At 65.5% G+C, this 24873-nt stretch carries 20 protein-coding genes and 1 pseudogene; 18 read left to right on the forward strand and 3 right to left on the reverse strand.

The features are described 5' to 3' along the window. Positions 1 to 35 precede the first annotated feature (35 nt). Both KRX52_RS05100 and KRX52_RS05105 read right to left on the reverse strand, forming a co-directional pair. A complete protein-coding gene (locus tag KRX52_RS05100) occupies positions 36 to 797 on the reverse strand; it encodes a tetratricopeptide repeat protein (protein WP_217680081.1) in 762 nt (253 codons plus the stop codon). 138 nt (positions 798 to 935) lie between these two features. Next, positions 936 to 2774 (reverse strand): sigma-54-dependent Fis family transcriptional regulator, encoded by a 1839-nt coding sequence (locus KRX52_RS05105; RefSeq protein WP_217680082.1) that lies wholly within the window; start codon positions 2772 to 2774, stop codon positions 936 to 938. A gap of 368 nt (positions 2775 to 3142) precedes the next feature. Here KRX52_RS05105 and KRX52_RS05110 point away from each other — a divergent pair, with 368 nt between their 5' ends. The 14 genes from KRX52_RS05110 to KRX52_RS05175 all read left to right on the forward strand — a co-directional run bounded on the left by KRX52_RS05110 (position 3143) and on the right by KRX52_RS05175 (position 19375). After that, positions 3143 to 4042: a VOC family protein gene (locus KRX52_RS05110; protein WP_217680083.1), complete on the forward strand. Its 900-nt coding sequence runs from the start codon at positions 3143 to 3145 to the stop codon at positions 4040 to 4042. Positions 4043 to 4064: 22 nt separating this feature from the next. After that, positions 4065 to 4943, forward strand: a complete 879-nt coding sequence (locus tag KRX52_RS05115; RefSeq protein ID WP_217680084.1) for an alpha/beta fold hydrolase — start codon at positions 4065 to 4067, stop codon at positions 4941 to 4943. 83 nt (positions 4944 to 5026) lie between these two features. Further along, positions 5027 to 6247, forward strand: a complete 1221-nt coding sequence (locus tag KRX52_RS05120; protein ID WP_217680085.1) for an acyl-CoA dehydrogenase family protein — start codon at positions 5027 to 5029, stop codon at positions 6245 to 6247. A 110-nt stretch (positions 6248 to 6357) separates the two neighbouring features. Beyond that, complete coding sequence (locus KRX52_RS05125; protein WP_217680086.1) at positions 6358 to 8049, forward strand: DUF1302 domain-containing protein; 1692 nt, start codon at positions 6358 to 6360, stop codon at positions 8047 to 8049. A gap of 10 nt (positions 8050 to 8059) precedes the next feature. Continuing rightward, positions 8060 to 9433 carry a DUF1329 domain-containing protein gene (locus tag KRX52_RS05130; RefSeq protein WP_217680087.1) on the forward strand — a complete coding sequence of 458 codons (1374 nt, stop codon included), beginning with the start codon at positions 8060 to 8062 and terminating at the stop codon, positions 9431 to 9433. 82 nt (positions 9434 to 9515) lie between these two features. Further along, the gene (locus KRX52_RS05135; RefSeq protein WP_367890521.1) at positions 9516 to 10601 is read left to right on the forward strand and encodes a YCF48-related protein; all 1086 of its coding nucleotides are present in this window, start codon (positions 9516 to 9518) and stop codon (positions 10599 to 10601) included. Between the two features lie 27 nt (positions 10602 to 10628). Beyond that, complete coding sequence (locus KRX52_RS05140) at positions 10629 to 13055, forward strand: efflux RND transporter permease subunit (protein WP_217680088.1); 2427 nt, start codon at positions 10629 to 10631, stop codon at positions 13053 to 13055. Continuing rightward, the gene (locus tag KRX52_RS05145) at positions 13052 to 13498 is read left to right on the forward strand and encodes a GlcG/HbpS family heme-binding protein (RefSeq protein WP_217680089.1); all 447 of its coding nucleotides are present in this window, start codon (positions 13052 to 13054) and stop codon (positions 13496 to 13498) included. The genes KRX52_RS05140 and KRX52_RS05145 overlap by 4 nt, the downstream gene beginning before the upstream one ends. Beyond that, complete coding sequence (dmpE, locus tag KRX52_RS05150; RefSeq protein WP_254797408.1) at positions 13495 to 14340, forward strand: 2-oxopent-4-enoate hydratase; 846 nt, start codon at positions 13495 to 13497, stop codon at positions 14338 to 14340. Before KRX52_RS05145 ends, dmpE begins: the two co-directional genes overlap by 4 nt. 23 nt (positions 14341 to 14363) lie before the next feature. Further along, positions 14364 to 15305 carry an acetaldehyde dehydrogenase (acetylating) gene (locus KRX52_RS05155; protein WP_217680090.1) on the forward strand — a complete coding sequence of 314 codons (942 nt, stop codon included), beginning with the start codon at positions 14364 to 14366 and terminating at the stop codon, positions 15303 to 15305. Positions 15306 to 15316: 11 nt separating this feature from the next. Then, positions 15317 to 16348 carry a 4-hydroxy-2-oxovalerate aldolase gene (gene dmpG, locus KRX52_RS05160; RefSeq protein ID WP_217680091.1) on the forward strand — a complete coding sequence of 344 codons (1032 nt, stop codon included), beginning with the start codon at positions 15317 to 15319 and terminating at the stop codon, positions 16346 to 16348. 83 nt (positions 16349 to 16431) lie between these two features. After that, positions 16432 to 17154, forward strand: a complete 723-nt coding sequence (locus KRX52_RS05165) for a hypothetical protein (RefSeq protein ID WP_217680092.1) — start codon at positions 16432 to 16434, stop codon at positions 17152 to 17154. 83 nt (positions 17155 to 17237) lie between these two features. Beyond that, the gene (locus KRX52_RS05170) at positions 17238 to 18083 is read left to right on the forward strand and encodes an alpha/beta fold hydrolase (protein ID WP_217680093.1); all 846 of its coding nucleotides are present in this window, start codon (positions 17238 to 17240) and stop codon (positions 18081 to 18083) included. 74 nt (positions 18084 to 18157) lie between these two features. Beyond that, positions 18158 to 19375, forward strand: a complete 1218-nt coding sequence (locus KRX52_RS05175) for a multidrug effflux MFS transporter (protein ID WP_217680094.1) — start codon at positions 18158 to 18160, stop codon at positions 19373 to 19375. A gap of 51 nt (positions 19376 to 19426) precedes the next feature. Here the strand turns inward: KRX52_RS05175 and KRX52_RS05180 are convergent, their stop codons facing one another. Further along, positions 19427 to 20371, reverse strand: a complete 945-nt coding sequence (locus KRX52_RS05180; protein ID WP_217680095.1) for a p-hydroxyphenylacetate 3-hydroxylase reductase component — start codon at positions 20369 to 20371, stop codon at positions 19427 to 19429. Between the two features lie 200 nt (positions 20372 to 20571). Here KRX52_RS05180 and KRX52_RS05185 point away from each other — a divergent pair, with 200 nt between their 5' ends. The 4 genes and pseudogenes from KRX52_RS05185 to KRX52_RS05200 form a co-directional block, all read left to right on the forward strand. Beyond that, positions 20572 to 21669: an SMP-30/gluconolactonase/LRE family protein gene (locus tag KRX52_RS05185; RefSeq protein ID WP_217680096.1), complete on the forward strand. Its 1098-nt coding sequence runs from the start codon at positions 20572 to 20574 to the stop codon at positions 21667 to 21669. A 42-nt stretch (positions 21670 to 21711) separates the two neighbouring features. Continuing rightward, positions 21712 to 23367 carry an arylsulfatase gene (locus KRX52_RS05190; RefSeq protein WP_217680097.1) on the forward strand — a complete coding sequence of 552 codons (1656 nt, stop codon included), beginning with the start codon at positions 21712 to 21714 and terminating at the stop codon, positions 23365 to 23367. Between the two features lie 193 nt (positions 23368 to 23560). Further along, the gene (locus tag KRX52_RS05195; RefSeq protein ID WP_217680098.1) at positions 23561 to 24310 is read left to right on the forward strand and encodes an electron transfer flavoprotein subunit beta/FixA family protein; all 750 of its coding nucleotides are present in this window, start codon (positions 23561 to 23563) and stop codon (positions 24308 to 24310) included. Continuing rightward, positions 24310 to 24873, forward strand: a pseudogene (locus tag KRX52_RS05200) (electron transfer flavoprotein subunit alpha/FixB family protein); the annotation flags it as partial. The gene KRX52_RS05195 and the pseudogene KRX52_RS05200, both read left to right, overlap by 1 nt.

A 24873-nucleotide genomic window follows, 5' to 3' on the forward strand; every position in this document is an offset into this window, starting at 1 on the left:
TGTAGGGGCGAATGAATTCGCCCCTACAGCCAGGGTCAGGAGCCGATCAGCCAGGCGCCGGCCGGCACGCGCTGGCGCAGTTGGCGGCAGTCGCCGGATGGCGGCTGTTTCCCCGGTGAGCGGCCCGGAAACCAGATGCGGCATTGCCCGGGTGGCGGACGATGGCCACGGGGGATGCGGTAGATGTCCGCCTCCTGCGTCGTGTCGAGCACCGCCGCCTGCATGCCGGGCTCCTCGGGTTCGTCCTCGTATTCCGCATCCCGGGACCAGCGCCGCTGGCTGCTGCGGGCCTGCTCCTCGGACAGCCGCTCGCGCAGGGCGGCAGCCCGGGCTTCGGCCTGCTGGCGCTTCTCGATTTCCTCGTCGAGCTGCTGTTGCAGGGCGACCTGCTCGTCATCCGCGGACTCCACCGGGGGAAGTCCCTGCACGGCGGCCTCCCTGGCAGCATTGGTCAGCCAGACGTTGCGTTCGCGCAGGGTGCGGTCGCCTCCGGAGAGGACGTCGGATTTGGCGGCCAGCGCCTCGGCCTGCTGGAAGTTGCCCTCCCGCAGGCGAACCTGTCCGAGGTAGTGCACGATCACCGGATTGCTCGGTTCGATGCGCTGGGCGCGCTCCAGAGTGGCGGCCGCCAGTTCCGTCCGCCCGGCCGCGAGATCGCGGGAGGCGCTTTCCACCAGTGCGCTCACCACCGGGCTTTCCGGGCGTTCGGCCGCGCTGGCGGCGAGTGCCGTGCAGGCGGCCCAGATCAGCAGTCCCGGCCACAGGGCGGCCTTGCTCAAGGTTTTGTTCTTCATCATGGCGAGCGCTCGTCGAGGCCTCGGTGATTCTCTCGCCCGTGTTCCGGGCGGGGGCTTGCGGCCTCTTCGATCGTCTTTCGCGGCTCTCGTTCCCCGGGGCGGCAGCTCTTTTTGGCCGGCGCCTCAGGCCTCCTCGCTCTAGGCCATCTTCTTCAGCCGATAGTCGAGCTGGGCGCGGGTCATGCCGAGCAGGGCGGCGGCCTTGGACACGTTGCCCTCGCACTGCTCCATGGCGACCTCGATATACACCTCCTCGATATCCGGCAGCTTGACCGGCCCGCGCTGCAGGGTGCGTTTTGCCAGGTTGAGCAGTTGCTCGTGGCTGGCTTCCTCCTGTTGTCCAATGCCGACACCGACCATTTCGCCCTCCGGCAGGCGGATACCGATGGCCGGACCGGCCTCCCAGCTGACCGTGCCCACCCGTTCGCGATGCCCGCCCTGGTTGAGACCGGAGAGGTGGCGCAGGTCGATAGCATCGTCGTCATCGGCGAGGATCACTGCACGTTCGATGACGTTCTCGAATTCGCGGATATTGCCCGGCCAGTGATGATCGAGAAGCGCCTGCAGCGCCCGCGGTGTGATGCCGGTCAGCCGACGGCCGTGCAGCGCCGACAGCTTGGTGACGCAGACGTCCAGCAGCAGCGGCAGGTCGTCCTTGCGCTCGCGAAGCGGGGCAATGGTTACCGGGAATACGTTCAACCGGTAGAACAGGTCGCTGCGAAAGCGGCCTTCCTGGACCGCCACGGCCAGATCCTCGTTGGTCGCGGCGATCACCCGTACATCCACCTTGACGGTCTTGTTGCTGCCCAGACGCTCAAGCTCGCCGCTCTGCAGCACGCGGAGCAGCTTGCTCTGCGCGGTCATGCTGAGGGTGGCGATTTCGTCGAGGAAGAGGGTGCCGCCATCGGCGTATTCAAAGCGCCCCGCGCGCGGCTCGGTGGCGCCGGAGTAGGCGCCGCGCTGCACGCCGAACAGCTCGGACTCGATCAGCGCCTCGGGGATGGCCGCGCAGTTGATCTCCACGAAGGGGGCGTTTACGCGCCGACTGTTGGCATGCACCTCGTGGGCGAACATGGTCTTGCCCACCCCGCTCTCGCCGAGCAGCAGAACGGTGGCGTTGGTGGTGGCCACCCGCAGGATCTTGTGCAGCGCGGAGTGATAGGCCGCCGAGCTGCCCACCGGGCGATCCAGCTCGACCAAGCTGTTGCGCGGCTGGGTCAGGCCGAAGGGCGCGGCGACCAAGCTGGGCGTCGCGGGTTTCTCGCCGGGCTGGGGCGACGGCGCGCCGCGGCGATGGTCGGCGGCGCGCGGCTGAAAGTACTTGAGGTCTTCCTCGGCGTCGACCCATTCCTCCACCGGCCGTGCCACGGCCCGGCAGACCTCGTCGCCGGCGGCTCGGCATTCGGTCTCGCGCACCAGGATGCGCTTGCCCATCAGGCGGGTCAGGAAGCCCGAGCTGTAGCCCACTTCCATCCAGCAGATCGGATCGCTGCTGGTGCCGTTGCTGGCCACATGCAGATCGCTCTCCGCCGAATGCTTCCAGATGAACTCGCCGTACAGGTAGCCCTTGCTCTGGTCGAATTCTATGCACACCGGGGTGACTTCGACCATGCCGGCCAGGGCGTGCAGCTGCGCGCCGGCGGCGAGGATGTCGAGCTGGGTGCCGCTGGTGCGGGTCCTGATGGCCAGGTCGGCATCGCGCACACCGGTGAGGTAGCCGATGCGAGTGAACACCCCGCGGGTGTACTCGACCCCCATGGATTCGATCAGCTCCTGGCGCAGGGCGCCGAAGGCCTCGGCTTGCAGCAGGAGCATGCGTTTATCGCCGAGCCAGATCAGCCCCTCCTGGGGATTGAAAAACAGGTGTTCGGTGAGGTCCTGCATGTCGGGGAAACGCAGGTCGGTGATGATGCCACGGGAGTCGCTGCGCCTTCCCTTGCGTGCGCCTGCGCCGTTTTCGCTCGTGGTCGTACTCATGGATGTGCCTGTTTTACTTGTAGTTATCCGCAATGTGCTGCCGAGGTTGATTGCCAGCATGGCCTGTTCGGGATGCTCCGGACAAGCACCGTCGGTGATTTCATGTTTTTCGTTCCGAATTTTTGGTGCCTGCAGAAAATTCGCAAGGGTTGTCCGCTGCAAGGGGCTGCGCAACGCGCTCCGAAAGTCTCCGCAATAAATCCTAAGCTATTGAAAATAAAAGATATTCTAATATTTTCTGGCGCCTTTTCAGGTGCTGGCACGGCCGTTGCTCTACCTAGGGAAAGCGCCGGCAGTTCTCTCGGCGCAACTGACCGGGGCGTTGGGCAAGGGCCTCCGGAACAATAAAAACAACAGAGGGACGTGAAGTGGCAGAGATCAACTCACTGGGTTATGTCGGCCTGGGTGTCAGCGATCTGGATCAGTGGCAGTGGTTCGCTACCGAGATCCTCGGTCTGCAGGTTGGCCAGCGCGACGCGCAGGGCATGAGCCTGCGCATGGATGAGCACCAGCAACGCATCTTCCTGGAAGAAAACAGCAACGACGATCTGCTGGTGGCCGGCTGGCAGTTCAAGACCGAGCAGGCGCTCGAGGAGTACGTGGCCGAGCTGCGCGACAAGGGCGCCGAGGTCACCACCGTACCGTCGCAGACCCTGCAACGGCGCAAGGTGGAAAAGGCCTACGCCTGCCAGGACCCCAACGGTTTCACTCATGAGTTCTTCTTCGGTCCGCACGTGGCCCAGTTGCGAGATCCGTTCCGCTCCAAGGTGTTGAAGAGAGGCTTCGTCTGCGGCGAGCTGGGCGTCGGCCACATCCTGCCGTTCGCCAAGGCCGGCAAGGGCGAGCAGACCCTGAGCTTCTACAAGGACGTGCTCAAGCTGCGCGTCAGTGACTACATCCGCGAGGAGATCATGCCCGGCTTGTTGGTGGATGCGACCTTCTTCCACACCGCCAGCGGCCGCCACCACTCGATCGCCACCGCCGAAAATCCGATGGCCACCAAGACCCTCAACCACTTCATGTTGCAGGTGGAAGACCTCGACGACGTCGGCTTGGCCTACGACCGCACGGTGAAGGCCGGCATTTCGGTGGCTCTGGAGCTGGGCCATCACCCGAACGACCGCATGTTCTCCTTCTACGCCCGCACACCGTCCGGTTTCAACTTCGAAATCGGTTGGGGCGGGGTGGTGATCGATGAGAACGACTGGGAAGTGCGCAGCTACTCCCAGATGAGCGACTGGGGCCACAAACGCAACCAGATCGCCTGATCGACACAACGGAGACTTGCACATGAGCATCTGGCTGGACTTTCTGGGCGCCGAGATCCGCTACGTCGATCTGCCCACCTTTGGACGCACCCGTATCGCCGAAGCCGGCCACGGCAAGGCCGAGACGCTGATCCTGATGCACGGCATCGGCGGCCACCTGGAGGCCTATGCCAAGAACGTGGTGGCCCTCGGCGAGCAGTACCACGTGATTGCCTTCGACTATGTCGGCCACGGTCTGTCGGCGAAGAAAACCGATATCGAGTACTCGATTGCCGACTACGTCGAGCAGCTGCGCGAGCTGCTGGATGCACTGGACATCCAGCAGGCGCACATCTCCGGCGAGTCGCTGGGCGGGGTGGTCACCGGCGAGTTCGCGGTGCGCTATCCGCAGCGCATCAAGCGCGCGGTGCTCAACACCACCGGCGGCATCCCGGTGGTCAGCGACAAGGGCCGTGCCGACCTCAAGTACCTGGCCGAACTGTCGGCACGCAGCTTCGGTCAGGCGCCGACCTTCGACAGCATCCGCGAGCGCATGCAGTGGCTGCTCTACGAGGGCAACTGGCACCTGCTGACCGATGAACTGGTCCAGACCCGGCTGACCTTCTACTCCTCGGCCGGCTATCAACAGTGCGCACCGCTGATCTACGCGCGCCTCAAGCGGGTCAAGGAGGGCGGCACGCCGGACATGATCGAGCTGGAAAAGGTGCAGTGCGAAACCCTGCTGCTGTGGACCACCCACAACCCGATCCACGACGTGGCCGCCGCCGAGTCGGCACTGCCGCGCCTGCCGAAAGGGCAGCTGTACGTGATGCAGACCGAGGCCGGGCACTGGCCGCAGTACGAGGACCCGCAGGAGTTCAACCGGGTGATGTTGCAGTTCCTGGCCAGTGGAACAGTGTGACGCCCGCCGAACAGGACAGACCTGCCGTTTCGATCCGGATTGCCGATCCGGCTAGCCAATAAAAATAAATGCGAGATACCAACATGAACCAAGTCCTGAAGAAGTCCGAAGTCATCGCCTGCCAGCAGATTCCCAGCGAAGCCGAGCTGCTGCAGCGCGCCCGCGACCTGATCCCGATGCTGCTGGAAAAGGCCTCATCGGTGGAGAAGAACCGCATGGTCTCGAAGGAAACCATCCAGGCTTTCGTCGATGCCGGTTTCTTCAAGATCCTCCAGCCGGCCCAGTTCGGTGGCTGGGAAATGAACCCCAGCGTGTTCTACAAGGTGCTCATGGAGCTGGGTCGCGGCTGCTGCAGCAGCGCCTGGAACATGATGATCCTCGGCATCCACCAGTGGGAATTCGGCAGCATGCCCGAGCAGGCCTGCATCGATGTCTGGGGCGAGGACGATCGCGCCATCATCGCTTCTTCCTACCCACCCTTCGGCAAGGTTGAGGAGGTCGAGGGTGGCTACCGCATCAGCGGTACCTGGAAGACCTCCAGCGGCTGCGACCACGGCCAGTGGGCCTTCCTCGGCGGCCTGCGCAAGGATGCCGAGGGCAAGGTGATCGACCGCCTGTCGATGCTGGTGTCGGCCGACGACTACGAGATCATCGACGACTGGCACACCTTCGGCCTGTCCGGCACCGGCAGTAAGAGCCTGTTGGTCAAGGATGCCTTCGTGCCGTACCACCGCGCGCACAGCCTGATCAAGTACGAGTACAACGAGCGCGGCAACCACTACCTGTATCCGTTCAACCAGGTGTTCTTCGGGGCGGTATCCTCGCTGATCGTCGGCATGGCCCAAGGCGGCGTCGACGAGTACATCCGCCAGATGAGCGTGCGTACCAACACCACCGACGGCAACAACGCCTCGCTCAGCCCCTACGTCAAGGATCGCCTGGGCAACGCCGTGGTGCGGGTGCGTACCGCCCGCGCCCGCCTGCTGCAGATGATGGCCGAGAGCACCGAGATCGTGGAGCGCCGCGAACTGGTACCGACCTTCGAGCGCGTCCACTACATGCTCGACATCGCCCGCGTCGGCCGCGAGTGCGAGGAAGCGGTGATGCTGCTGTTCAAGGCCACTTCGGCCCGCGGTATCTATCTGGACAACCCGCTGCAACGCATCCTGCGCGACGTCATCGCCGCCGCCAACCACATCACCCAGAACGCCGACGACACCGCCGGCATGCTCGGTGCCTACCTGCTCGGCCAGCAGTTGCCGCCGATGATCTTCGGCCTCGAGGCGGTATCGATCAACGACTGAGGGTATTCGGGGGAATTTGTGTAGTCCGAGGTATGCAACTGCCGGCAGCCTGGCTCCGGCAGTCGCTCCATAACAATAAAAGACGGGTCACCGTCATTCGAGGTGTTCATATGGCCAATAAAAGACACTCCACTGTCAGTCCTGCCTGCGTGGTTGAAAAAGCCTTCAAACTTTCCGCACTGAGCGTCGCAATACTGTTGCTGCCCAATATGCCGGTCCAGGCCTTCCAGTTCGAGACTGGCAGCGACTGGGAGGCGCGTTGGGACAACACGCTCAAGTACAGCAACGCCTGGCGAGTCAAGGATCAGCACGACAAGCTGGTGGCCGACCCGAACCTGGACGATGGCGATCGCAACTTCGACCAGGGAATCGTCTCCAACCGCGTCGACCTGCTCTCCGAGCTGGACGTCTCGCGCAACGGCGTCGGCTTCCGCGTCAGCGGCGCGGCCTGGTACGACGATGTCTACAACAAGGACAACGACAACGACTCGCCGGATACCGCCAACGCCTTCAGCGTCGATCACGACGAGTTCACCGACGACACCCGCGACCTGCATGGCCGCGATGCCGAGATCCTCGACGCCTTCGTCTACAGCGACTTCAACCTGGGCGAAGAGATGTGGGGCGTGGCCCGCCTGGGTCAGCACGCCCTGCTGTACGGCGAGAGCCTGTTCTTCGGCAGCAACGGCATCGCCGCCGCCCAGCAGCCGATCGACGTGGTCAAGGCGATCTCGGTGCCCAACTCGCAGTTCAAGGAGCTCGGCCTGCCGGTCAAGCAGATTTCCGGCCAGCTGCAGCTGACCCCCAGCTTCTCGGTGGGCGCCTACTACCAGTTCGAGTGGGACAGCAACCGCATTCCGGGTTCCGGAAGTTACTTCAGCCCGGCCGACCTGCTCGACGAGGGCGGCGAGCGCATCATCCTCGCCACTGTGCCAGGCGTCGGGCCGGTGGCTTCCTTCTATCGCGGCAAGGATATCGATGCGCGCGACTCGGGGCAGGGCGGCATCCAGCTGCGCTACCGCTCCGATGAGCTGGACACCGACTTCGGCCTGTATGCGGTGCGCTACCACGACAAGAACTTCCAGGTGCAGGTGCGCCCGGGAGCCAATGTCGGCCCTGGCCAGCCCGCCGACAAGCAGGGCGAGTACATGCTGGTGTTCCCCGAGGACATCAAGGCCTACGGCTTCAGCGCCAACCGGGGCATCGGCAACGCCAACGTCGGTTTCGAGGCCTCGATCCGTCACAACGCGCCGCTGGTCAGCCTGACCGTGGCGGACCTCAGCGCCGTGGCGCCGGTAGCGATCGGCGACAACGACCACAACCCGCTGTACGCCGTCGGCAAGACCGCGCACGCGCAGATCAACATGATCAACGTGCTGCCCACCGGCACCTTCTGGGATTCGGCAGCCATCCTCGCCGAGCTGGCCTGGAACCGCACGCTGAGCGTGGACAAGAACCGCGACATGCTCGACCCCAACTCCACCCGTGACGCCACCGCCATGCGTGTGGTGTTCACCCCGACCTACTTCCAGGTACTCGACGGCCTCGACCTGTCAGTGCCGATGGGCTTCGGCTACGGCATCGACGGTCGCTCCTCGGCGGTCGGCGGCTTCAGCCAGTCCAAGGGCGGCAACTACAACATCGGTATCTCCGGTGACTATCTGAAGTCGATCAACTTCAGCCTGGCCTACAACGGCTTCTTCGGCCCCTCGGCGCCGATCAACATCGGCGGCATCAAGACCTACGAACAGACCAACGCCGACCGCGATTTCGTCGCCTTCAGCGTCTCGCACACTTTCTGAGGTGTTGAACATGTACAACAACAAGAAAACCCGCTTCCTGACTTGCGTATCCCTGCTGACCCTGTGCATCGGCGCCGCCCACGCGGCAGTCAGCCCGCAGCAGGCTGCAGCCCTGAAAGACAAGCTGACCCCGCTGGGCGCCGAGCGCGCCGGCAATGCCGACGGCAGCATCCCGGCCTGGAACGGCGGTTTCACCCAGGTACCGGCCGGTTACCAGCCTGGCCAGCGCAATGTCGATCCGTTCGCCGCCGACAAGCCGCTGTTCACCATCACCGCGGCCAACCTGGAGCAGTACAAGGACAAGCTGGCCGAGGGGGTGATCCAGCTGTTCAAGGAAAATCCGGACACCTTCCACATCGACGTCTATCCGACCCGCCGCACGGCCGCGGCGCCGCAGTGGATCTACGACAACACCCTGAAGAACGCGACCAACGCGACCCTGGAGAACGACGGTCTGACCGTGAAGGGCGCCTACGGCGGCGTGCCGTTCCCGATTCCCCAGTCGGGCCTGGAAGTGCACTGGAACCACATGACCCTGTGGCGTGGCGAGTCGACCCACACCAAGTACAAGGTGTGGACCACCACCGCCGATGGCAAGCAGGTGCTGGCCACCGCGGCCGAGGACGAAGGGCAGTACCCCTACTACTACAAGGAAGGTTCGGCCGAAACGACGCCCAACCCCAACTACATGCTGGCCATCCAGGCGACCTACGCCCCGGCCTTCCGCGCTGGCGAGGCGCTGATGGTGCACAACGTCCTCGACCACGTGAAGGGCCGCACCCTGTGGCAGTACCTGGCCGGCCAGCGTCGCGTGCGCCGCGCGCCGAGTATCAACTTCGACACGCCGAACGTGGTGGCCTCCGGGGTCAACTTCGTCGACGAGACCTTCGGTGGCGGCGGCTCGCCGGAACGCTACGACTGGAAGCTGCTCGGCAAGCGGGAAATGATCATTCCCTACAACAACAACAAGCTGCTGGCCCATGGCGACCAGGAAGTGATGGGGCAGCGCCACGCCAAGCCGGAAATGATGCGCTGGGAGCTGCACCGGGTCTGGGAGGTCGAGGCGACCCTGAAGCCGGGCAAGCGGCATGCCGTGCCCAAGCGCAAGTACTACTACGACGAGGACAACTGGGGTACCGCGATCCTCGACGGTTGGGACGCCGAAGGCACCCTGTGGCGCACCTCGCTGACCACGCCGTTCGCTGCGCCGGACATCCCGGCCACGGTTAACTACTGCACCGGTTTCTTCCACGACCACCGCACCAAGGCCTGGGTCTACAACTGCGCCCTGGGCGATGCCGGCAAGGACCAGTACGCCATGGCCGAGCGCCGTCGCGAGAGCTACTTCTCGCCGGAATCGCTGACCAACCAGAGTGCGCGCTAAGCCTTGAAGGCAGACAACTGCCTGCCCTGCTTGCCAGGGCAGGCAGCCTGTCCGGTGGTATGTGGTAGTGGAGGTTCAAACAGTGAAAAGAACAATAATTGCCTTGTGCGTATCCCTGGCTGGCATGGCGGCAGCCGTCGCGCCGGCCTCTGCCGAGCAGGCCGACAGCCCTCAGGTAGCCAGCCGCAACGTGCCCGACACCCTGGACCAGCCGGCCGCGCGCTCGTCGCTGGCTTCGCGTTCCATGCTCAGCGCGCTCGCCACTGCCGGGGAGCGCATCGTCGCGGTGGGCGTGCGCGGCCACATCGTCTATTCCGACGACCGCGGGCAGAGCTGGCAGCAAGCCAGCGTGCCGGTATCCGTGACCCTGACCGGCGTGTGCTTCGCCGATGCGCAGACCGGCTGGGCGGTCGGCCATCGCGGGGTAATCCTCAAGACCGTGGACGGCGGCCAGAACTGGAGCAAGCAGTTCGACGGGCTACGGGCCGCAACGGCCATCGTCCAGGCACGCGAGCTGGAGAACCCGGAGCGAGTGCACGATGCCCGTCGCCTGGAGTCGGAGGGCGCCGACAAACCGTTCCTCGATGTCCAGTGTCTCGATCGCCAGCAAGTCGTGGCTGTGGGTGCCTTCGGTCTGGGCTTCGCCACCCGCGACGGCGGCAACAGCTGGACGCCATCGCTGGCGCTGCTCGACGGCACGGAGCAGCGCCATGTCAATGTCGCCCGCCTGCTCGACGGCAAGCTCTATCTGGCCGGCGAGTTGGGCATGCTGCTGCGCCTGGGCAGCGACCTGCAGCAGCTTGAATCGCTCGGCGAGCCCTATGCCGGCAGCTTCTTCGGTCTGGTCGTCAGTCGCCAGGGCAGCCTGCTGGCCTTCGGCCTGCGCGGCAACCTGTTCCGCTCCACCGATGCCGGGGCGAGCTGGCAGCAGGTCGAGCTGGCGAGCAGCCAGAGCCTGACCGCCGGGGTCAACCTGAGCGATGGCGGCATCCTACTGGTCGACGAGTCCGGCGCGGGCTGGCTCAGCCTCGACGACGGCCAGAGCTTCAAGTCGGTCAAACCGACCGCGCAGTTTCCTTTCGCCGGCCTGCTGGCCACCGCCGAGGGCGGCGGCGTGGCCGTTGGCGTGAACGGCATTTCCTTCTTCGAGCCGGGCGCATTGCGTTGAGTCGGTAAACAACAAGAGGTCAACAACATGGCTATCGGCACTGCTTCCGATGATTTCGCCCCCATTGCATCCCTTGCGGATTTCGACAAGCACTCTGGCAACCGCCTCGAGCGCCTGCTGTTCAACCATCGTTTCCTGGTGATCGGCGTCTGCCTGCTGCTGACCCTGCTGTTCGCCCTGGCGGCGACCAGCCTGCGGCTCAACGCCAGCTTCCTCAAGACCATTCCGGCCAACCACCCGTTCGTGCTCAACTTCCTCGAGCATGTCGATGATCTCAAGGGCACCGCCAACGCTGTGCGCATCGCCGTGGCCGTACCGAAGCAGGCCGAGGGCGACATCTTCAGTGCCGAGTACATGGAGACCCTGCGCCAGATCAACGACGAGCTGTACCTGGTGCCTGGCGTCGAGCGTTCGTTCATGAAGTCGCTGTGGACGCCGCTGACCCGCTGGCAGGGCGTCACCGAGGAGGGCTTCGACGGCGGCCCAGTGGTGCCGGACGGCTTCGACGGCAGCGCGGACAGCCTGCAGACGCTGCGTACCAACGTCGAGCGCTCCGGCGAGATCGGCCAGCTGGTGGCGCGCGACCTGCGTTCGAGCATCGTCCATGTGCCGCTGCTGGACATCGACCCGAAGACCGGTGAGGCGCTGGACTACAAGACCCTGTCCGATGCCCTGGAGCAGATCCGCACCCGCTACCAGGCCAAGGGCGTGGACATCCACATCATCGGTTTCGCCAAGGTCATGGGCGACCTGATCGCCGGCCTGCAGGCGGTACTCGGCTTCTTTGCCGTGGCGGTGCTGATCACCTCGGCGATCCTCTACTACTTCACCCGCTGCTGGCGCAGCACCCTGGTAGTGCAGGGCTGCACCCTGGTCGGAGTGACCTGGCTGCTGGGTTGCCTGCCGCTGCTGGGCTACGAGCTCAATCCGTACTCGATCCTGATTCCGTTCCTGGTCTACGCCATCGGCGTCAGCCACGGCGCGCAGAAGATGAACGGCATCATGCAGGACGTCGGACGCGGCACCCACAAGCTGATCGCCGCGCGCTACACCTTCCGCCGCCTGTTCGCCGCCGGCATCACCGCGCTGCTCGCCGACGTGGTTGGTTTCGCCGTGCTGACCATCGTCGACGTGCCGGTGATCCAGGAACTGGCAATCATCGCCAGCGTCGGCGTAGGCATCCTGGTGTTCACCAATCTGGCGCTGCTGCCGATCATGTTGTCGTTCACTGGCGTGTCGGCTCAGGCCGCGGCGCGCAGTCTCAAGCAAGAGGCCGGGGTGGAGCAGGGCGGTAGCGGCCATCGCCTGGTCCGCTTCCTCGACCGCTTCACCTCCCCGCGCGCCGCCACAGCCGCCATCCTCGTCGCCCTGGGCGTTGGCCTGTTCGCACTGCAAGTGGGCAAGCAACTGAAGGTCGGCGACCTCGATCCGGGCGCCCCGGAGCTGCGCGCCGACTCGCGCTATAACCAGGACAACCAGTTCGTCATTGGCCACTACCAGGCCAGCAGCGACGTGTTCGTGGTCATGGTGGATACCCCAGCCGGGCAGTGCATCGATTACGACACCCTGCGCAAGGTCGAGGAGCTGGAGTGGCGTCTGCGTCAGCTGCCCGGCGTCGAGGGCACCAGCTCGATCGCCGGTCTGGCGCGCAAGATCAACGTCGGCATGAACGAAGGCAACCTCAAGTGGAACGAGTTGCTGCCCAACCAGGCAATGATCAACGCCGCGGCCATCCGCTCGCCGCGCGAACTGTTCAATGAAACCTGCGACCTGCTGTCGGTGTACGCCTACCTCAAGGACCACAAGGCCGACACCCTGAGCCAGGTAGTTGCGGTCACCGAGCGCTTCGCTACCGAGCACAACGACGATCACGCGCGCTTCCTGATGGCGGCCGGCAACGCCGGTATCGAGAGCGCCACCAACATCGTGGTCAAGCAGGCCAACGGCCAGATGCTGCTGGGCGTCTACCTGGCGGTGACCCTGCTGTGCTTCGTTGCCTTCCGTTCCTGGCGTGCGGTGGTCTGCGCCATCCTGCCGCTGATCCTCACCTCGCTGCTGGCCGAAGCGCTGATGGTCAAGCTGGACATGGGCCTCAAGGTGGCGACCCTGCCGGTGGTGGCCCTCGGCGTCGGCATCGGTGTGGACTATGCGCTGTACATCCTCAGTGTCACCCTGTTCTGGCTCAAGCGCGGTGCGACCTTGTCGCAGGCCTACGCCCAAGCGCTGTTGTTCACCGGGCGGGTGGTGGTATTCACCGGCCTGACCCTGTCGCTGGGCGTGGTCACCTGGATTTTCTCGCCGATCAAGTTCCAAGCCGACATGGGCGTGCTGCTGACCTTCATGTTCCTCTGCAACATGGTGGTGGCTCTGGTGCTGGTTCCGGCACTGGCCTGCTTCATGCTCAAACCCGCTGCGCCGCTCGCCTGTCCGACCGGCCGGGAGGTGGTGGTATGAGCCTGCACCCGAACCCCGGCGCCACCGCCCAGCGCCTGAGCGATCCCCTTAGCCTGCCGGTCGCCCACCAGGCCATTGCCGCCGCCCTGCGCCATGCCGATGAGCGTGGCCTACGGGTCAGCGTCGCGGTGGTCGATGCTGGCGGCCACCTGCTCACATTCTCCCGCCTGCCCCAGGCACCGCTGCACACCATCGACATCGCCCAGGACAAGGCGATGACCGCGGTGTCGTTCTCCATGCCGACCGGTGCGCTGGGCGATTTGATGAGCTGCGCGCCCGAGCACGTGCGCACCTGCCTGCTGCTAAGGCCGCGCATGGTGCCGATGGGCGGCGCCTTTCCGCTGCTGGTCGACGGCCGACTGGTCGGCGCCATCGGCGTGTCCGGCGCCAGCGAGGAGCAGGACATCGAGTGCGCCGCTGCCGGCTGTCAGGCCATCACATGAACCTGAACTGTCTCAACCCATTTCGCAGCTTCCCCGTACCGGAGAACTACACCGTGAACAGCACTTCCATCGACATCGCGGCGCTGGGCGACGAATTGTTCAACGCCCTGCGCAGCAGCGAGGCGGTGGCGCCGCTGACCGAGCGCTTCCCGCAACTGACCATCGAGGATGCCTACGCGATCCAGCAGCGCCTGATCGCCCGGCGCCTGGAGCAGGGTGAGCGGATCGTCGGCAAGAAGATCGGCGTCACCAGCCAGGCGGTGATGGACATGCTCAAGGTCAACCAGCCGGATTTCGGCCAGCTCACCGACCGCATGATCGTCGACCAGGGCTCCAGCGTGCCGATGGCCTCTTTGATCCAGCCCAAGGCCGAGGGCGAGATCGCCTTCGTACTCAAGCACGACCTGGCCGGGCCGGGCGTCACCGTGGCCGACGTGCTGCGCGCCACCGAGGGCGTGATGGCCTGCTTCGAGATCGTCGATTCGCGCATCCAGGACTGGAAAATCAAGATCCAGGACACCGTGGCGGACAACGCCTCCTGCGGCGTGTTCGTGCTCGGCGACCGCCTGGTCGACCCGCGTCACCTGGATCTGTTCACCACCGGCATGGTGCTGGAGAAGAACGGCCGCATCGTCGGCACCGGCGCCGGCGCGGCGACCATGGGTTCTCCGGTGATCGCCGTGGCCTGGCTGGCCAACACCCTGGGCCGCCTGGGCATGAGCCTCAAGGCCGGCGAGGTGATCCTCTCCGGTGCGCTGTCGGCCATGGTGCCGGTGGTGGCCGGCGACCAGTTGCGCATGACCCTGGCCGGCATCGGCAGCTGCTCGATCCGCTTCGACTGAGCGACCTTTACAAAGGAATTCCCATGAACGACAAGAAACTCAAAGTCGCCATCGTCGGATCCGGCAACATCGGCACCGACCTGATGATCAAGATCCTGCGTAACGCCAAGAACCTGGAAATGGGCGCCATGGTCGGCATCGACCCGGCCTCCGACGGCCTGGCCCGCGCCGCGCGCATGGGCGTGGCCACCACCCACGAGGGTGTCGAAGGCCTGACCCGCATGGACGTGTTCAAGGACATCGACTTCGTCTTCGACGCCACCAGCGCCGGCGCCCATGTGAAGAACGACGCCTTCCTGCGCTCGCTCAAGCCCGGCATCCGTCTGATCGACCTGACCCCGGCGGCCATCGGTCCGTACTGCGTGCCGGTGGTCAACCTGGAAGAGAACCTCGCCGAGACCAACGTCAACATGGTTACCTGCGGCGGCCAGGCCACCATCCCGATGGTCGCCGCGGTATCCCGTGTCGCCAAGGTGCACTACGCCGAGATCGTCGCCTCCATCGCCTCGAAATCCGCCGGCCCGGGCACCCGCGCCAACATCGACGAGTTCACCGAAACTACCTCCAAGGCCATCGAGGTGATCGGCGGCGCTGCCAAGGGCAAGGCGATCATCGTCATGAACCCGGCCGAGCCGCCGCTGATCATGCGCGACACCGTGTTCGTGCTGTCCGAAGCGGTCGACCAGGCCAAGGTCGAGGCCTCGGTCGAGGAGATGGCCCAGGCCGTGCAAGCTTATGTGCCGGGCTATCGCCTCAAGCAGAAGGTGCAGTTCGACGTCATTCCCGAGGACAAGCCGCTGACCATTCCGGGCCACGGCACCTTCTCCGGCCTGAAGACCTCGGTGTTCCTCGAAGTCGAAGGCGCCGCCCACTACCTGCCGGCCTACGCCGGCAACCTCGACATCATGACCTCCGCCGCGCTGGCTACCGCCGAGCGCATGGCTCTTTCCATGATCAACGGCTGAGGAGCACTGCCATGACCTTCGACCCGAGCAAGAAGCTGTACATCTCCGACGTGACCCTGCGCGACGGCAGCCATGCCGTGCGCCACCAGTACTCGATCCAGAACGTGCAGGACATCGCCCGCGCGCTGGACGAGGCCCGCGTCGATTCCATCGAGGTGACCCACGGCGACGGCCTGCAGGGTTCCTCGTTCAACTACGGTTTCGGTGCCCACACCGACCTGGAGTGGATCGAGGCTGCCGCCGATGTCATCCAGCACGCGCGGATCACCGTGCTGCTGCTGCCCGGCATCGGCACGGTCCACGATCTGAAGGCCGCCTACGACGCCGGTGCCCGCTCGGTGCGCATCGCCACCCACTGCACCGAGGCGGACGTCTCCAAGCAGCACATCGAATACGCGCGCAGCCTGGGCATGGACACCGTCGGCTTCCTGATGATGAGCCACATGATCCCCGCCGAGCAGCTGGCCGCGCAGGGCAAGCTGATGGAGAGCTACGGCGCCCAGTGCATCTACATGGCCGACTCCGGTGGCGCGATGAACATGCAGGACATCCGCGAGCGCATGCGCGCCTTCAAGGCCGTGCTCGATCCGCAGACCCAGACCGGCATGCACGCCCACCACAATCTCAGCCTCGGCGTGGCCAACTCGATCACCGCGGTGGAAGAGGGCTGTGATCGCATCGACGCCAGCCTGGCCGGCATGGGCGCCGGCGCCGGCAACGCACCGCTGGAAGTATTCATCGCCGCTGCCGAGCGCCTGGGCTGGAACCACGGCACCGACCTGTACCGCCTGATGGACGCCGCCGACGACCTGGTGCGTCCGTTGCAGGACCGTCCGGTGCGCGTCGACCGCGAGACCCTCGGCCTCGGCTATGCCGGGGTCTACTCCAGTTTCCTGCGCCACGCCGAAGTGGCGGCGGCCAAGTACGGCCTGAAGACCCTCGACATCCTCGTCGAACTGGGTCGTCGCCGCATGGTCGGCGGTCAGGAAGACATGATCGTCGACGTGGCGCTGGATCTGCTGGCGGCGGGCAAGGGGCACTGATCGAAGGCGGAGGCGGGAGCCTGGTTGGCTCCTGTCCCACCCGACACCGGGACTGATTGCGCATAACAACAAGGAAAATCGTCATGCATCTTCGCCTGTTGCTCGTCCTCCTGCTCATGCTGCCCGGCCTGGCCAGCGCCAGTCTTTCCGCCCAGCGTCTGCAGGACATCCGTCTGGAGGCCTTCGCCGCCTGCAGCAACCTGCTGGCCTTCTACAACCCCAACCAGCAGGCGGCCGACCCGCGCCACCTCGAGCGTTATCGCCAGGGGTTTCATGGGGTGCAGCAGTTGCTGGCCGGGCAGGGGGATGCCGCGCTCGAGGAGGCCGCCGCCGAGATGCGTAGTCGGCTTGAGGAGCTGGAGCGGGTTCCGGCGGGCCAGGTGGAGCTTTATCCCGACCGGATCATCCCGTTGCTGAAGGCCCATGCCCGTCTCGACCATAGGGCCGCCGAGCTCTATGCCGCAGCGCCGCCCGCCGAGCAGCGCCAGCTGACCCTGCACCGCCTGAGCCTGGATATCGAACGCCTGCTGCTGCTCTACCAGTCGCGCGCCTTCAGCATGATAGGCATGTATGTGCTGGATGTTGACGACAACACCGTCCCCCAGCTGGATGGCCAGATCCATCAGGGCTTTGCCGATCTCGCAGCCCAGTGGCCAGGCCACTCTGCCGAGCTGGCCAAGCTGAAACAGAACTACGACTTCATCCGCCCCCGCCTGCTGCAGCACGACCGCGCCTGGGTCCCGGGCAGCGCGGCCTACTACCTGGGGCAAGTCACCACGCGGCTGGCGCAGCTCGATGCTGAGTAGCGGCGACCTACTTACCTGACCGGCGTCGCGGCTGACGCGATGTCGTCCTTCACCTGAAATCCAAAAACAAAAGGAATCAACCCATGAGCCAGTTCACTCAAGACAACACCAGCCACTTCGCCCAGGTCGGTGACCTGCGCCTGCACTACAACGATATCGGCGAAGGCGAAGTGGTGATCATGCTCCACGGCTCCGGCGCCGGTGCCACCGGCTGGGCCAACTTCCACCGCAACGTCGATGCCTTCGTCGCGGCCGGCTACCGGGTGATCCTGCTCGACTGCCCGGGCTTCGGTAAATCGGACCCAATCCTCACCGCCGAGCCGCGCTTCGTGGTCAATGCCCGCTACACCAAGGGCCTGATGGACGCGCTGGACATCGACAAGGCGCACCTGGTCGGCAACTCCATGGGCGGCGGCAGCGCACTGGCCTTCGCCGTCGAGTTCCCTGAGCGCCTGAACAAGCTGATCCTGATGGGCGCCGGCGGCGTCGGCAAGACCAGCCTGTTCACCCCGCTGCCGATGGAAGGCATCAAGCTGCTGTTCCAGGTCTATCGCGAGCCGACCCTGGATAACCTGAAGAAGATGCTCAACGTCTTCGTCTATGACGCCAGCGCGCTGACCGAGGAACTGGTCCAGCTGCGCCTGAACAGCATCCTCGCCAACCCGCTGCACTTGGAGAACTTCCTCAAGAGCGTCGAGCTGAGCCAGTTCAATTTCGGCGATTTCTCGGCCAACTTGCCGGACATCCGTCACCAGACGCTGATCACCTGGGGCCGCGACGACCGCTTCGTGCCTATCGACTGGAGCCTCAAGCTGCTCAACGGCATCCCTAACTCGCGCCTGCACGTGTTCAGCCAGTGCGGCCACTGGGCACAGTGGGAACATGCCGAGGCGTTCAACCGTCTGGTGATCGATTTCCTCCAGCACTGATCGACGGCTGACCGGGACAAGGGGGGAGGCGGGCTGCCTTCCCCCTTTTTGTTTGCAGTGAACAGGAAACATCCATGACTTCCACTCGGGACATACCGCTCCTGCTGTTGCTGCTGCTGGGGGCGTTGACTGCCATCGCGCCGATGTCCACCGACATGTACCTGCCGGCATTCCCGGCGATTCAGGACCGGCTTGGCCTTGCGCCTGGCGAGGTGGAGCTGAGCTTTTCCGCCTATTTCGTGGGCATGCTGCTCGGCATGCTCTGCTACGGACCGATCAGCGACCGCTTCGGCCGCAGGCCGCTGCTGCTGTTCGGTCTGTCCCTGTACACACTGGCTTCTTTGCTGCTGGCCGGCAGCGACAGCCTGTCCGGGCTGATCGGCTGGCGTTTCATGCAGGGCCTGGGCGGTTGCGCCGGTGCGGTGCTGGCGGTGGCCATCGTGCGCGACCGTTGCACCCCGCAGCAGACAGGACGGGTGATGAGCCTGATCACCCTGGTGATGGGCGTGGCGCCGGTCTTCGCGCCTTTGTTTGGTGGTCTGGTGCTGGAACTGTGGGGCTGGCATGCCATCTTCGTGGCGCTCGCCGGCTTCGGTTTGTTCTGCCTGGCCGGGCTGCTGACGGTGCTCGACGAGAGCCTGGTGCAGCGCAGTGCCAGGCTGGCGCTGCGGCCGGTGCTGGCCGGCTATGGCGTCTTGCTGCTGGAGCGGCGTTTCATCGGCTATTCGCTGAGCCAGGCCTGCACCACCGGGGCGATGTTCGCCTACATCGTCGGCTCGCCGTTCGTGCTGATCGAGCTGCACGGGGTATCGCCGCAGCGCTTCGGCCTGTTCTTCGGTGTCAATGCCATCGGGCTGGTGCTAGCCAGCCAGTTGGTGCGCCTGCTGTTGCGTCGGTTCAGCCCGCAGCAACTGTTGCCGAAGATGCTCTGGGTACCACTGCTGGCCGGCAGCCTGCTGATGCTCAATCAGATTCTTGGGCTGGCAGGGTTGTGGCTGATCCTGCCGGCATTCTTCGTGCTGGTGTCGAGCGTCGGCCTGGTCGGCCCCAACGCCACGGCGTTGGCGATGGCCGAGCAGGGCGCCCATGCCGGTCAGGCTTCGGCGCTGCATGTCAGCCTCACCTTTGGCATGGGGATGCTCGCCGGCCTGCTAGTCAGCCGGCTGCATGACGGCAGTCTGCTGCCGCTGGCGCTGGTGGTGTTCTGCTTCAACATCGCCGGCCTGTTGGCCATGCGCCTGCGCCTGCGCCGCGAGCCGCTGGCCGAGCCGGTGCCGGAGGCCGGTGCCTGACGGGTTCGTGAGGAGGGGGAAGCGCGGGGCCGACCGGCCCCGCGCGGGGATTCAGCGGCTGGCCATGCCCAGGCGCAGGGCCTTCTTGAACACTTCCAGCTCGCCTTCGCTGAGGGCACCGAAGATGTCCCCCTGCGCCTTGTTCACCGTGCCCCACAGCTCTTCCAGCTTGGCATGTCCGGCAGCGGTGACCTGGTGGCGCTGCTCCACACCCTCCAGATAGCCGCGCTCCTGCAGGGCGGCCAGGGCTTCTTCCACTTCCTGGGCCGGCATGGCAGCGGCTTGCTGCAGCGCGGCCAGGCTGTCGTTGGGCGCGCTGTCCAGCACCAGCAGCAGGCGCGCTTCGCTGTTGCGCAGGCCGAGCGCCAGATTCTCCTGGACGAAGCGCGGGTGGCAGGCGTTGACCGCCTGGATCAGCAGGTAGAACAGGTTGTCGCCCAGGCGGGTGTTGAGCAGGTCGCCGGCTTCGCTGGTTTCGCTGCTCTCCGGCTTGCGCCCGCGCGGATGGGGCAGAACCATGGCGTAGCCGCCCTGGTGATAGACCAGTGGCGCACGGCCGTGATCCTCGTAGCGCTCCACCTTGCCGATCATGATCCAATGGTCGCCGCCGTCGATGTGCTGGTAGTTGCTGCACTGGAAATTGCCGGCGCAGCCGGCGAATACCGGGGCATCGCCCAGGCCACTGCCGTACTCGATGCCAGCGAACTTGTCTTCCTGCGGGCGGGCAAAATGGTTGGACAGGGCAATCTGGTCCGAGGCGAGCAGGTTGACGGTGAAGTGGCTGGCGGTCTTGAACACCTCCCAGGCGCCGGAGCGCTTGTCCAGACTCCAGAGGATCAGCGGCGGTTCGAGGGACACCGAGTTGAAACTGTTGGCGGTGACGCCCACCTTGTGCCCGTCCGGCCCGCAGGCGGTGACGATGGTCACGCCGCTGGCGAAGTTGCCGAGGGCGCGGCGAAACTGGCGGGGGTCCATGCTGTTCTCTGCACTAGTCATGAGGCACTCCTGGGATCCTTCTGCGGCGCTGCCTGCGCAAGATCCGTTTTGTTGTCGAGGTAGGGCCATTCTGGCCAACCTGGCTGGTGGCTTCATTGGCGTTAAACCGAAAGCACCTTTCGCTTGGTTTGACTGGTCGAATGGGCCGCGGCTGGTAGCTTGACGCTGACTGGATATCGGAAGAGCAACAGGAGTTCCTCGTGCACAAGATCCATTGCGTCGCTGCGCTGGCTGGTTCGCTGGCTGCTGGTCTGGTTTTCGCTGCATCGGCTTTCGCTGAAGCGCTTTCCTCTGAGGCTCCGGCCTGTGTCGCAGGCGACGGCTACCAGCCGGTCTGCGGCATTGCCCCGCCGGAAGATCTCGAGCTGTCCCCGGACGGGCGCTACCTGTTCATGAGCATCACCCCCGGCCTGGCCGGCCAGCAGGTGTCGCGCCTGCGGATCATGGACTTGCAGAGCCAGCAGGTGAGCGATCTGGACGTCGCCATCGAGCCGGCGGCCGGCTGGGGCGATGGGCAGTGCGCTGCGCCAACGCAGGCGCCGGGTGCCCATGGCATTCATTTCTCCCGGCGCGCTGACGGTCGCCACCAGTTGCTGGTGGTCAACCACAGCGGGCGCGAGGCCGTCGAGTTCCTCGAACTCAAGGCTACCAACAAGGGCTGGGCCGCCACCTGGCGCGGTTGCGTCGAGCAGAAGGGGGCCGGGCGTTTCAACGATGTGGCGGCCACGCCCGAGGGTGGCTTTGTCGCCACGGCGATGTTCGAGTCGCAGAGCATGGCGCCGCCGCTGCCCCTGGAGCAGCTGCTCGATGGTCGGGATACCGGCTACCTGATGAGCTGGGCGCCCGGGCGGCCGCTGGCCAAGATCGAGGGCAGCGAGGCGCCGTTCCCCAACGGCGTGCAGGTGTCGGCAGATGGCCGGCATGCCTGGTTCGCCGCCTGGACCGCCGGGGAGATCCGCCAGTTCGACCTGCAGGAAAAGCGCACGCTCGCCCACATCCCGGTGGGCTATATGGTCGACAACCTGAGCTGGGGCGCGGGAGGCCGTCTGCTGGGCGCCGGCATCGACGACGCTGGTGCCTTCCAGCGTTGCTTCGCCAGCCATGTCGAGCACTGTTCGGTAGGTTTCAAGGTTTCCGCCGTGGACACTCAGAGCGGCGCGCATCGCGTGCTGTTCGCGGTGGACGAGGGCGTGCTGGCCGGTGCCTCGGTGGCGGTCGAGGCCGGCGGGGCGCTCTATGTCGGTTCCTACACCGGAGATCGCCTGCTGCGCATGCAATTCTCTCCGGCGAATGAGTGAGCGGCCCTTCGCCAACAACAGCAACAGTTACGGGAACCAGTCATGAAACGACTCAAGCGGTCGGTCGGAGCCGCCGTGCTGGCCTGCGTGCTGCCCAGCACCGTGCTGGCCGCTGGCCAGCCGAATATCTTGTTGATCCTTGCCGACGACCTGGGCTTCTCCGACATCGCCAGCTTCGGTGGCGAGATCGAAACGCCGAGCCTCGACCGGCTGGCCGGCGAGGGCGCTCGCCTGACCAGCTTCTACGCCGCGCCAACCTGCTCGCCGACCCGGGCGATGCTGATGTCCGGCACCGACAACCACCTGGTCGGCCTCGGTACCATGGCCGAGGTACTGCCCTTCGCCAAGGCCCTGCAGGGGAGGCCGGGCTATGAGGGGCACCTCAACCAGCGGGCCCATTCGCTGGCGCAGCTGCTGAAGGACGGCGGCTACGCCACCTACATGGCCGGCAAGTGGCACTTGGGCAAGGCCGACGAGCAAGGGCCGCATGCCTGGGGCTTCGACCGCTCGGTGACCCTGCTCGAAGGCGGCGCCAGCCACTTCAAGCCGCTGGCCGGATCGAAGGTGCGGGTGGAGAACGTCAGCTACCGCGAGAACGGCAGGCCCATCGAGGTGCCGGACGACTTCTTCTCCAGCGACTTCTACACCGACAAACTGATCGGCTACCTCGAGGAGGGACGGGCCAGTGGCAAGCCGTTCTTCGCCTACGCTGCCTACACCGCGCCGCATTGGCCGCTGCATGCACCGGCGGCGTATATCGACAAGTACAAGGGGCGTTACGACGGCGGCTATGGGGCGATCCGCCAGGAGCGCATCGAGCGCTTGAAAAGGCTCGGTCTGATCGACGCGCAGTTCGCGGCGGCGCTTCCGGCGCCCGTGCCGAGTCCGCAGTGGCAGCAGCTGAGCGTCGAGGAGCAGCAGATTCAGGCGCGAAAGATGGAAGTCTACGCCGCCATGGTCGACCACCTGGACATGAACATCGGCCGGCTGGTCGACTACCTGAAGAAGACCGGCGCATATGACAACACTCTGATCGTGTTCATGTCCGACAACGGTGCGGCTGGCGAGGACCATGCCAAGGGCTATTCGCCGGATGACGGGATGACCGACAACTCGCGGGCCAACATCGGCCGCCAGGGCTCCAACATCAACTACGGCTACCGCTGGGCCGAGGTCAGCGCGGCGCCCTTCAGCCTGGTCAAGGGCACCACTGCCGAGGGTGGCATCGCCGTGCCGACCATCGTGCGCTTGCCAACGGCCATGGGCGGCGAGGGCGGGCGCATCCTGCGGGGTTTCGGCCGGGTAGACGACCTGGCTCCGACCTTCCTCGAGTTGGCGGGCATCCCGCTACCCGGCGACAGCTACCGGGGGCATCCCAAGCAGCCGATGACCGGCCGGTCACTGTTGAGTCTGCTCGCCGGCAAGGAGCCCGGCACGGCGCGGCCGGTAGCTGGCGAGTTGTTCGGTCAGGCCTACGTGCGCGATGGCGACTGGAAGCTGGTGGCGGCCCGCGCCCCGGACGGCAGTCCGCCGCTGCCCGACCGTCCTTATCAGTGGCGGCTTTACAACCTGGCCGAGGACCGCGGCGAGACCACCGACCTGTCCGCCCGCCATCCGGAAAGGGTCGAGGCGCTCAAGGCGCAGTGGCGGGGCTATGTGGAGTGGGCGGGGGTGGTCGAGCCACCGCCGGGCTTCTGACCGCTTGCTCGCCAACAACAAGGCCCTCGCTACGGGGGCCTTGTCGTTGGCGCTTTTCGACTTTGCAGCAAAACTGAACGCCCCCTTCGATCGTCATGCCTCCCGGCGGGGACAGCGGATGCCGATAATCCACCGCGACGAGACAGCCCATGCGTGGGCCTGACAGCAATGAGCGGAGGCAAACGAGGTGCCGATGAAGATTCTGGTAACTGTGAAGCGGGTGGTGGACTACAACGTCAAGGTTCGCGTCAAGGCGGACGGCTCCGACGTCGACCTCGCCAACGTCAAGATGGCCATGAACCCCTTCTGCGAGATCGCCGTGGAAGAAGCGGTACGCCTGAAAGAGAAAGGCGTGGCCAGCGAAGTCGTCGTCGTCAGCATCGGCAGCAACGCCGCACAGGAGCAGCTGCGGACTGCCTTGGCCCTCGGCGCCGACCGCGCCATCCTGGTCGAGACTGCCGAGGAACTGAACTCCCTGGCCGTGGCCAAGCTGCTCAAAGCCGTGGTCGATAAAGAGCAGCCGCAGCTGGTCATCCTCGGCAAGCAGGCCATCGACAGCGACAACAATCAGACCGGGCAGATGCTCGCCGCGCTCTGCGGCTTCGCCCAGGGCACCTTTGCCTCCAAGGTGGAGGTGGCCGGCGACCAGCTCAACGTCACCCGCGAAATCGACGGCGGCCTGCAGACCGTCGCGCTCAAGCTCCCGGCCATCGTCACCACCGACCTGCGCCTCAACGAGCCGCGCTACGCCTCCCTGCCCAACATCATGAAGGCCAAGAAGAAGCCGCTGGACGTGCTGACCCCGGAAGCGCTGGGCGTCTCCACCGCCTCCAGCGTCAAGGTGCTCAAGGTCGAGGCGCCGGCCGCGCGCAGCGCCGGCATCAAGGTCAAGTCGGTGGCCGAACTGGTCGAGAAACTGCAGAACGAAGCGAAGGTGATCTGATGGCCATTCTCGTCATTGCCGAACACAACAACGCCGCCCTGGCGGCGGCCACCCTGAACACCGTGGCCGCGGCCCAAGCTATCGGTGACGACATCCACATGCTGGTCGCCGGCAGCGGTTGCGGCGCGGTAGCCGAGGCGGCCGCCCAGGTCGCCGGCGTGGCCAAGGTGCTGGTCGCCGACCACGCCGCTTATGCCCACCAGCTGCCGGAGAACCTGGCGCCGCTGATTGCCGAGCTGGGCAAGAATTACAGCCACGTGCTGGCACCGGCCACCACCAACGGCAAGAACGTGCTGCCGCGCGTCGCCGCGCTGCTCGATGTCGAGCAGATCTCCGAGATCGTCAAGGTGCTCAGCGCCGACACCTTCCAGCGGCCGATCTACGCCGGCAACGCCATCGCCACCGTGCAGTCCTCGGCAGCCGTCAAGGTGATCAGCGTGCGCGGCACAGGCTTCGACGCCGTCGCGGCCACTGGCGGTTCGGCCAGCATCGAGGCCATCGCCTCCGTCAGCGATGCCGGCATTTCCCGTTTCGTCGGCGAGGAGCTGGCCAAGTCCGAGCGT

Source organism: Geopseudomonas aromaticivorans, from assembly GCF_019097855.1.
In the GTDB taxonomy this organism is placed as follows: domain Bacteria; phylum Pseudomonadota; class Gammaproteobacteria; order Pseudomonadales; family Pseudomonadaceae; genus Geopseudomonas; species Geopseudomonas aromaticivorans.

What these genes read in the sequence shown, in the direction of transcription:
- KRX52_RS05100 (WP_217680081.1), bottom strand. Translation starts at nt 797, where the DNA reads ATGATGAAGAACAAAACCTTGAGCAAGGCCGCCCTGTGGCCGGGACTG.
- KRX52_RS05105 (WP_217680082.1), bottom strand. Translation starts at nt 2,774, where the DNA reads ATGAGTACGACCACGAGCGAAAACGGCGCAGGCGCACGCAAGGGAAGG.
- KRX52_RS05115 (WP_217680084.1), top strand. Translation starts at nt 4,065, where the DNA reads ATGAGCATCTGGCTGGACTTTCTGGGCGCCGAGATCCGCTACGTCGAT.
- KRX52_RS05120 (WP_217680085.1), top strand. Translation starts at nt 5,027, where the DNA reads ATGAACCAAGTCCTGAAGAAGTCCGAAGTCATCGCCTGCCAGCAGATT.
- KRX52_RS05125 (WP_217680086.1), top strand. Translation starts at nt 6,358, where the DNA reads ATGGCCAATAAAAGACACTCCACTGTCAGTCCTGCCTGCGTGGTTGAA.
- KRX52_RS05130 (WP_217680087.1), top strand. Translation starts at nt 8,060, where the DNA reads ATGTACAACAACAAGAAAACCCGCTTCCTGACTTGCGTATCCCTGCTG.
- KRX52_RS05140 (WP_217680088.1), top strand. Translation starts at nt 10,629, where the DNA reads ATGGCTATCGGCACTGCTTCCGATGATTTCGCCCCCATTGCATCCCTT.
- KRX52_RS05145 (WP_217680089.1), top strand. Translation starts at nt 13,052, where the DNA reads ATGAGCCTGCACCCGAACCCCGGCGCCACCGCCCAGCGCCTGAGCGAT.
- dmpE (WP_254797408.1), top strand. Translation starts at nt 13,495, where the DNA reads ATGAACCTGAACTGTCTCAACCCATTTCGCAGCTTCCCCGTACCGGAG.
- KRX52_RS05155 (WP_217680090.1), top strand. Translation starts at nt 14,364, where the DNA reads ATGAACGACAAGAAACTCAAAGTCGCCATCGTCGGATCCGGCAACATC.
- dmpG (WP_217680091.1), top strand. Translation starts at nt 15,317, where the DNA reads ATGACCTTCGACCCGAGCAAGAAGCTGTACATCTCCGACGTGACCCTG.
- KRX52_RS05165 (WP_217680092.1), top strand. Translation starts at nt 16,432, where the DNA reads ATGCATCTTCGCCTGTTGCTCGTCCTCCTGCTCATGCTGCCCGGCCTG.
- KRX52_RS05170 (WP_217680093.1), top strand. Translation starts at nt 17,238, where the DNA reads ATGAGCCAGTTCACTCAAGACAACACCAGCCACTTCGCCCAGGTCGGT.
- KRX52_RS05175 (WP_217680094.1), top strand. Translation starts at nt 18,158, where the DNA reads ATGACTTCCACTCGGGACATACCGCTCCTGCTGTTGCTGCTGCTGGGG.
- KRX52_RS05180 (WP_217680095.1), bottom strand. Translation starts at nt 20,371, where the DNA reads ATGACTAGTGCAGAGAACAGCATGGACCCCCGCCAGTTTCGCCGCGCC.
- KRX52_RS05190 (WP_217680097.1), top strand. Translation starts at nt 21,712, where the DNA reads ATGAAACGACTCAAGCGGTCGGTCGGAGCCGCCGTGCTGGCCTGCGTG.
- KRX52_RS05195 (WP_217680098.1), top strand. Translation starts at nt 23,561, where the DNA reads ATGAAGATTCTGGTAACTGTGAAGCGGGTGGTGGACTACAACGTCAAG.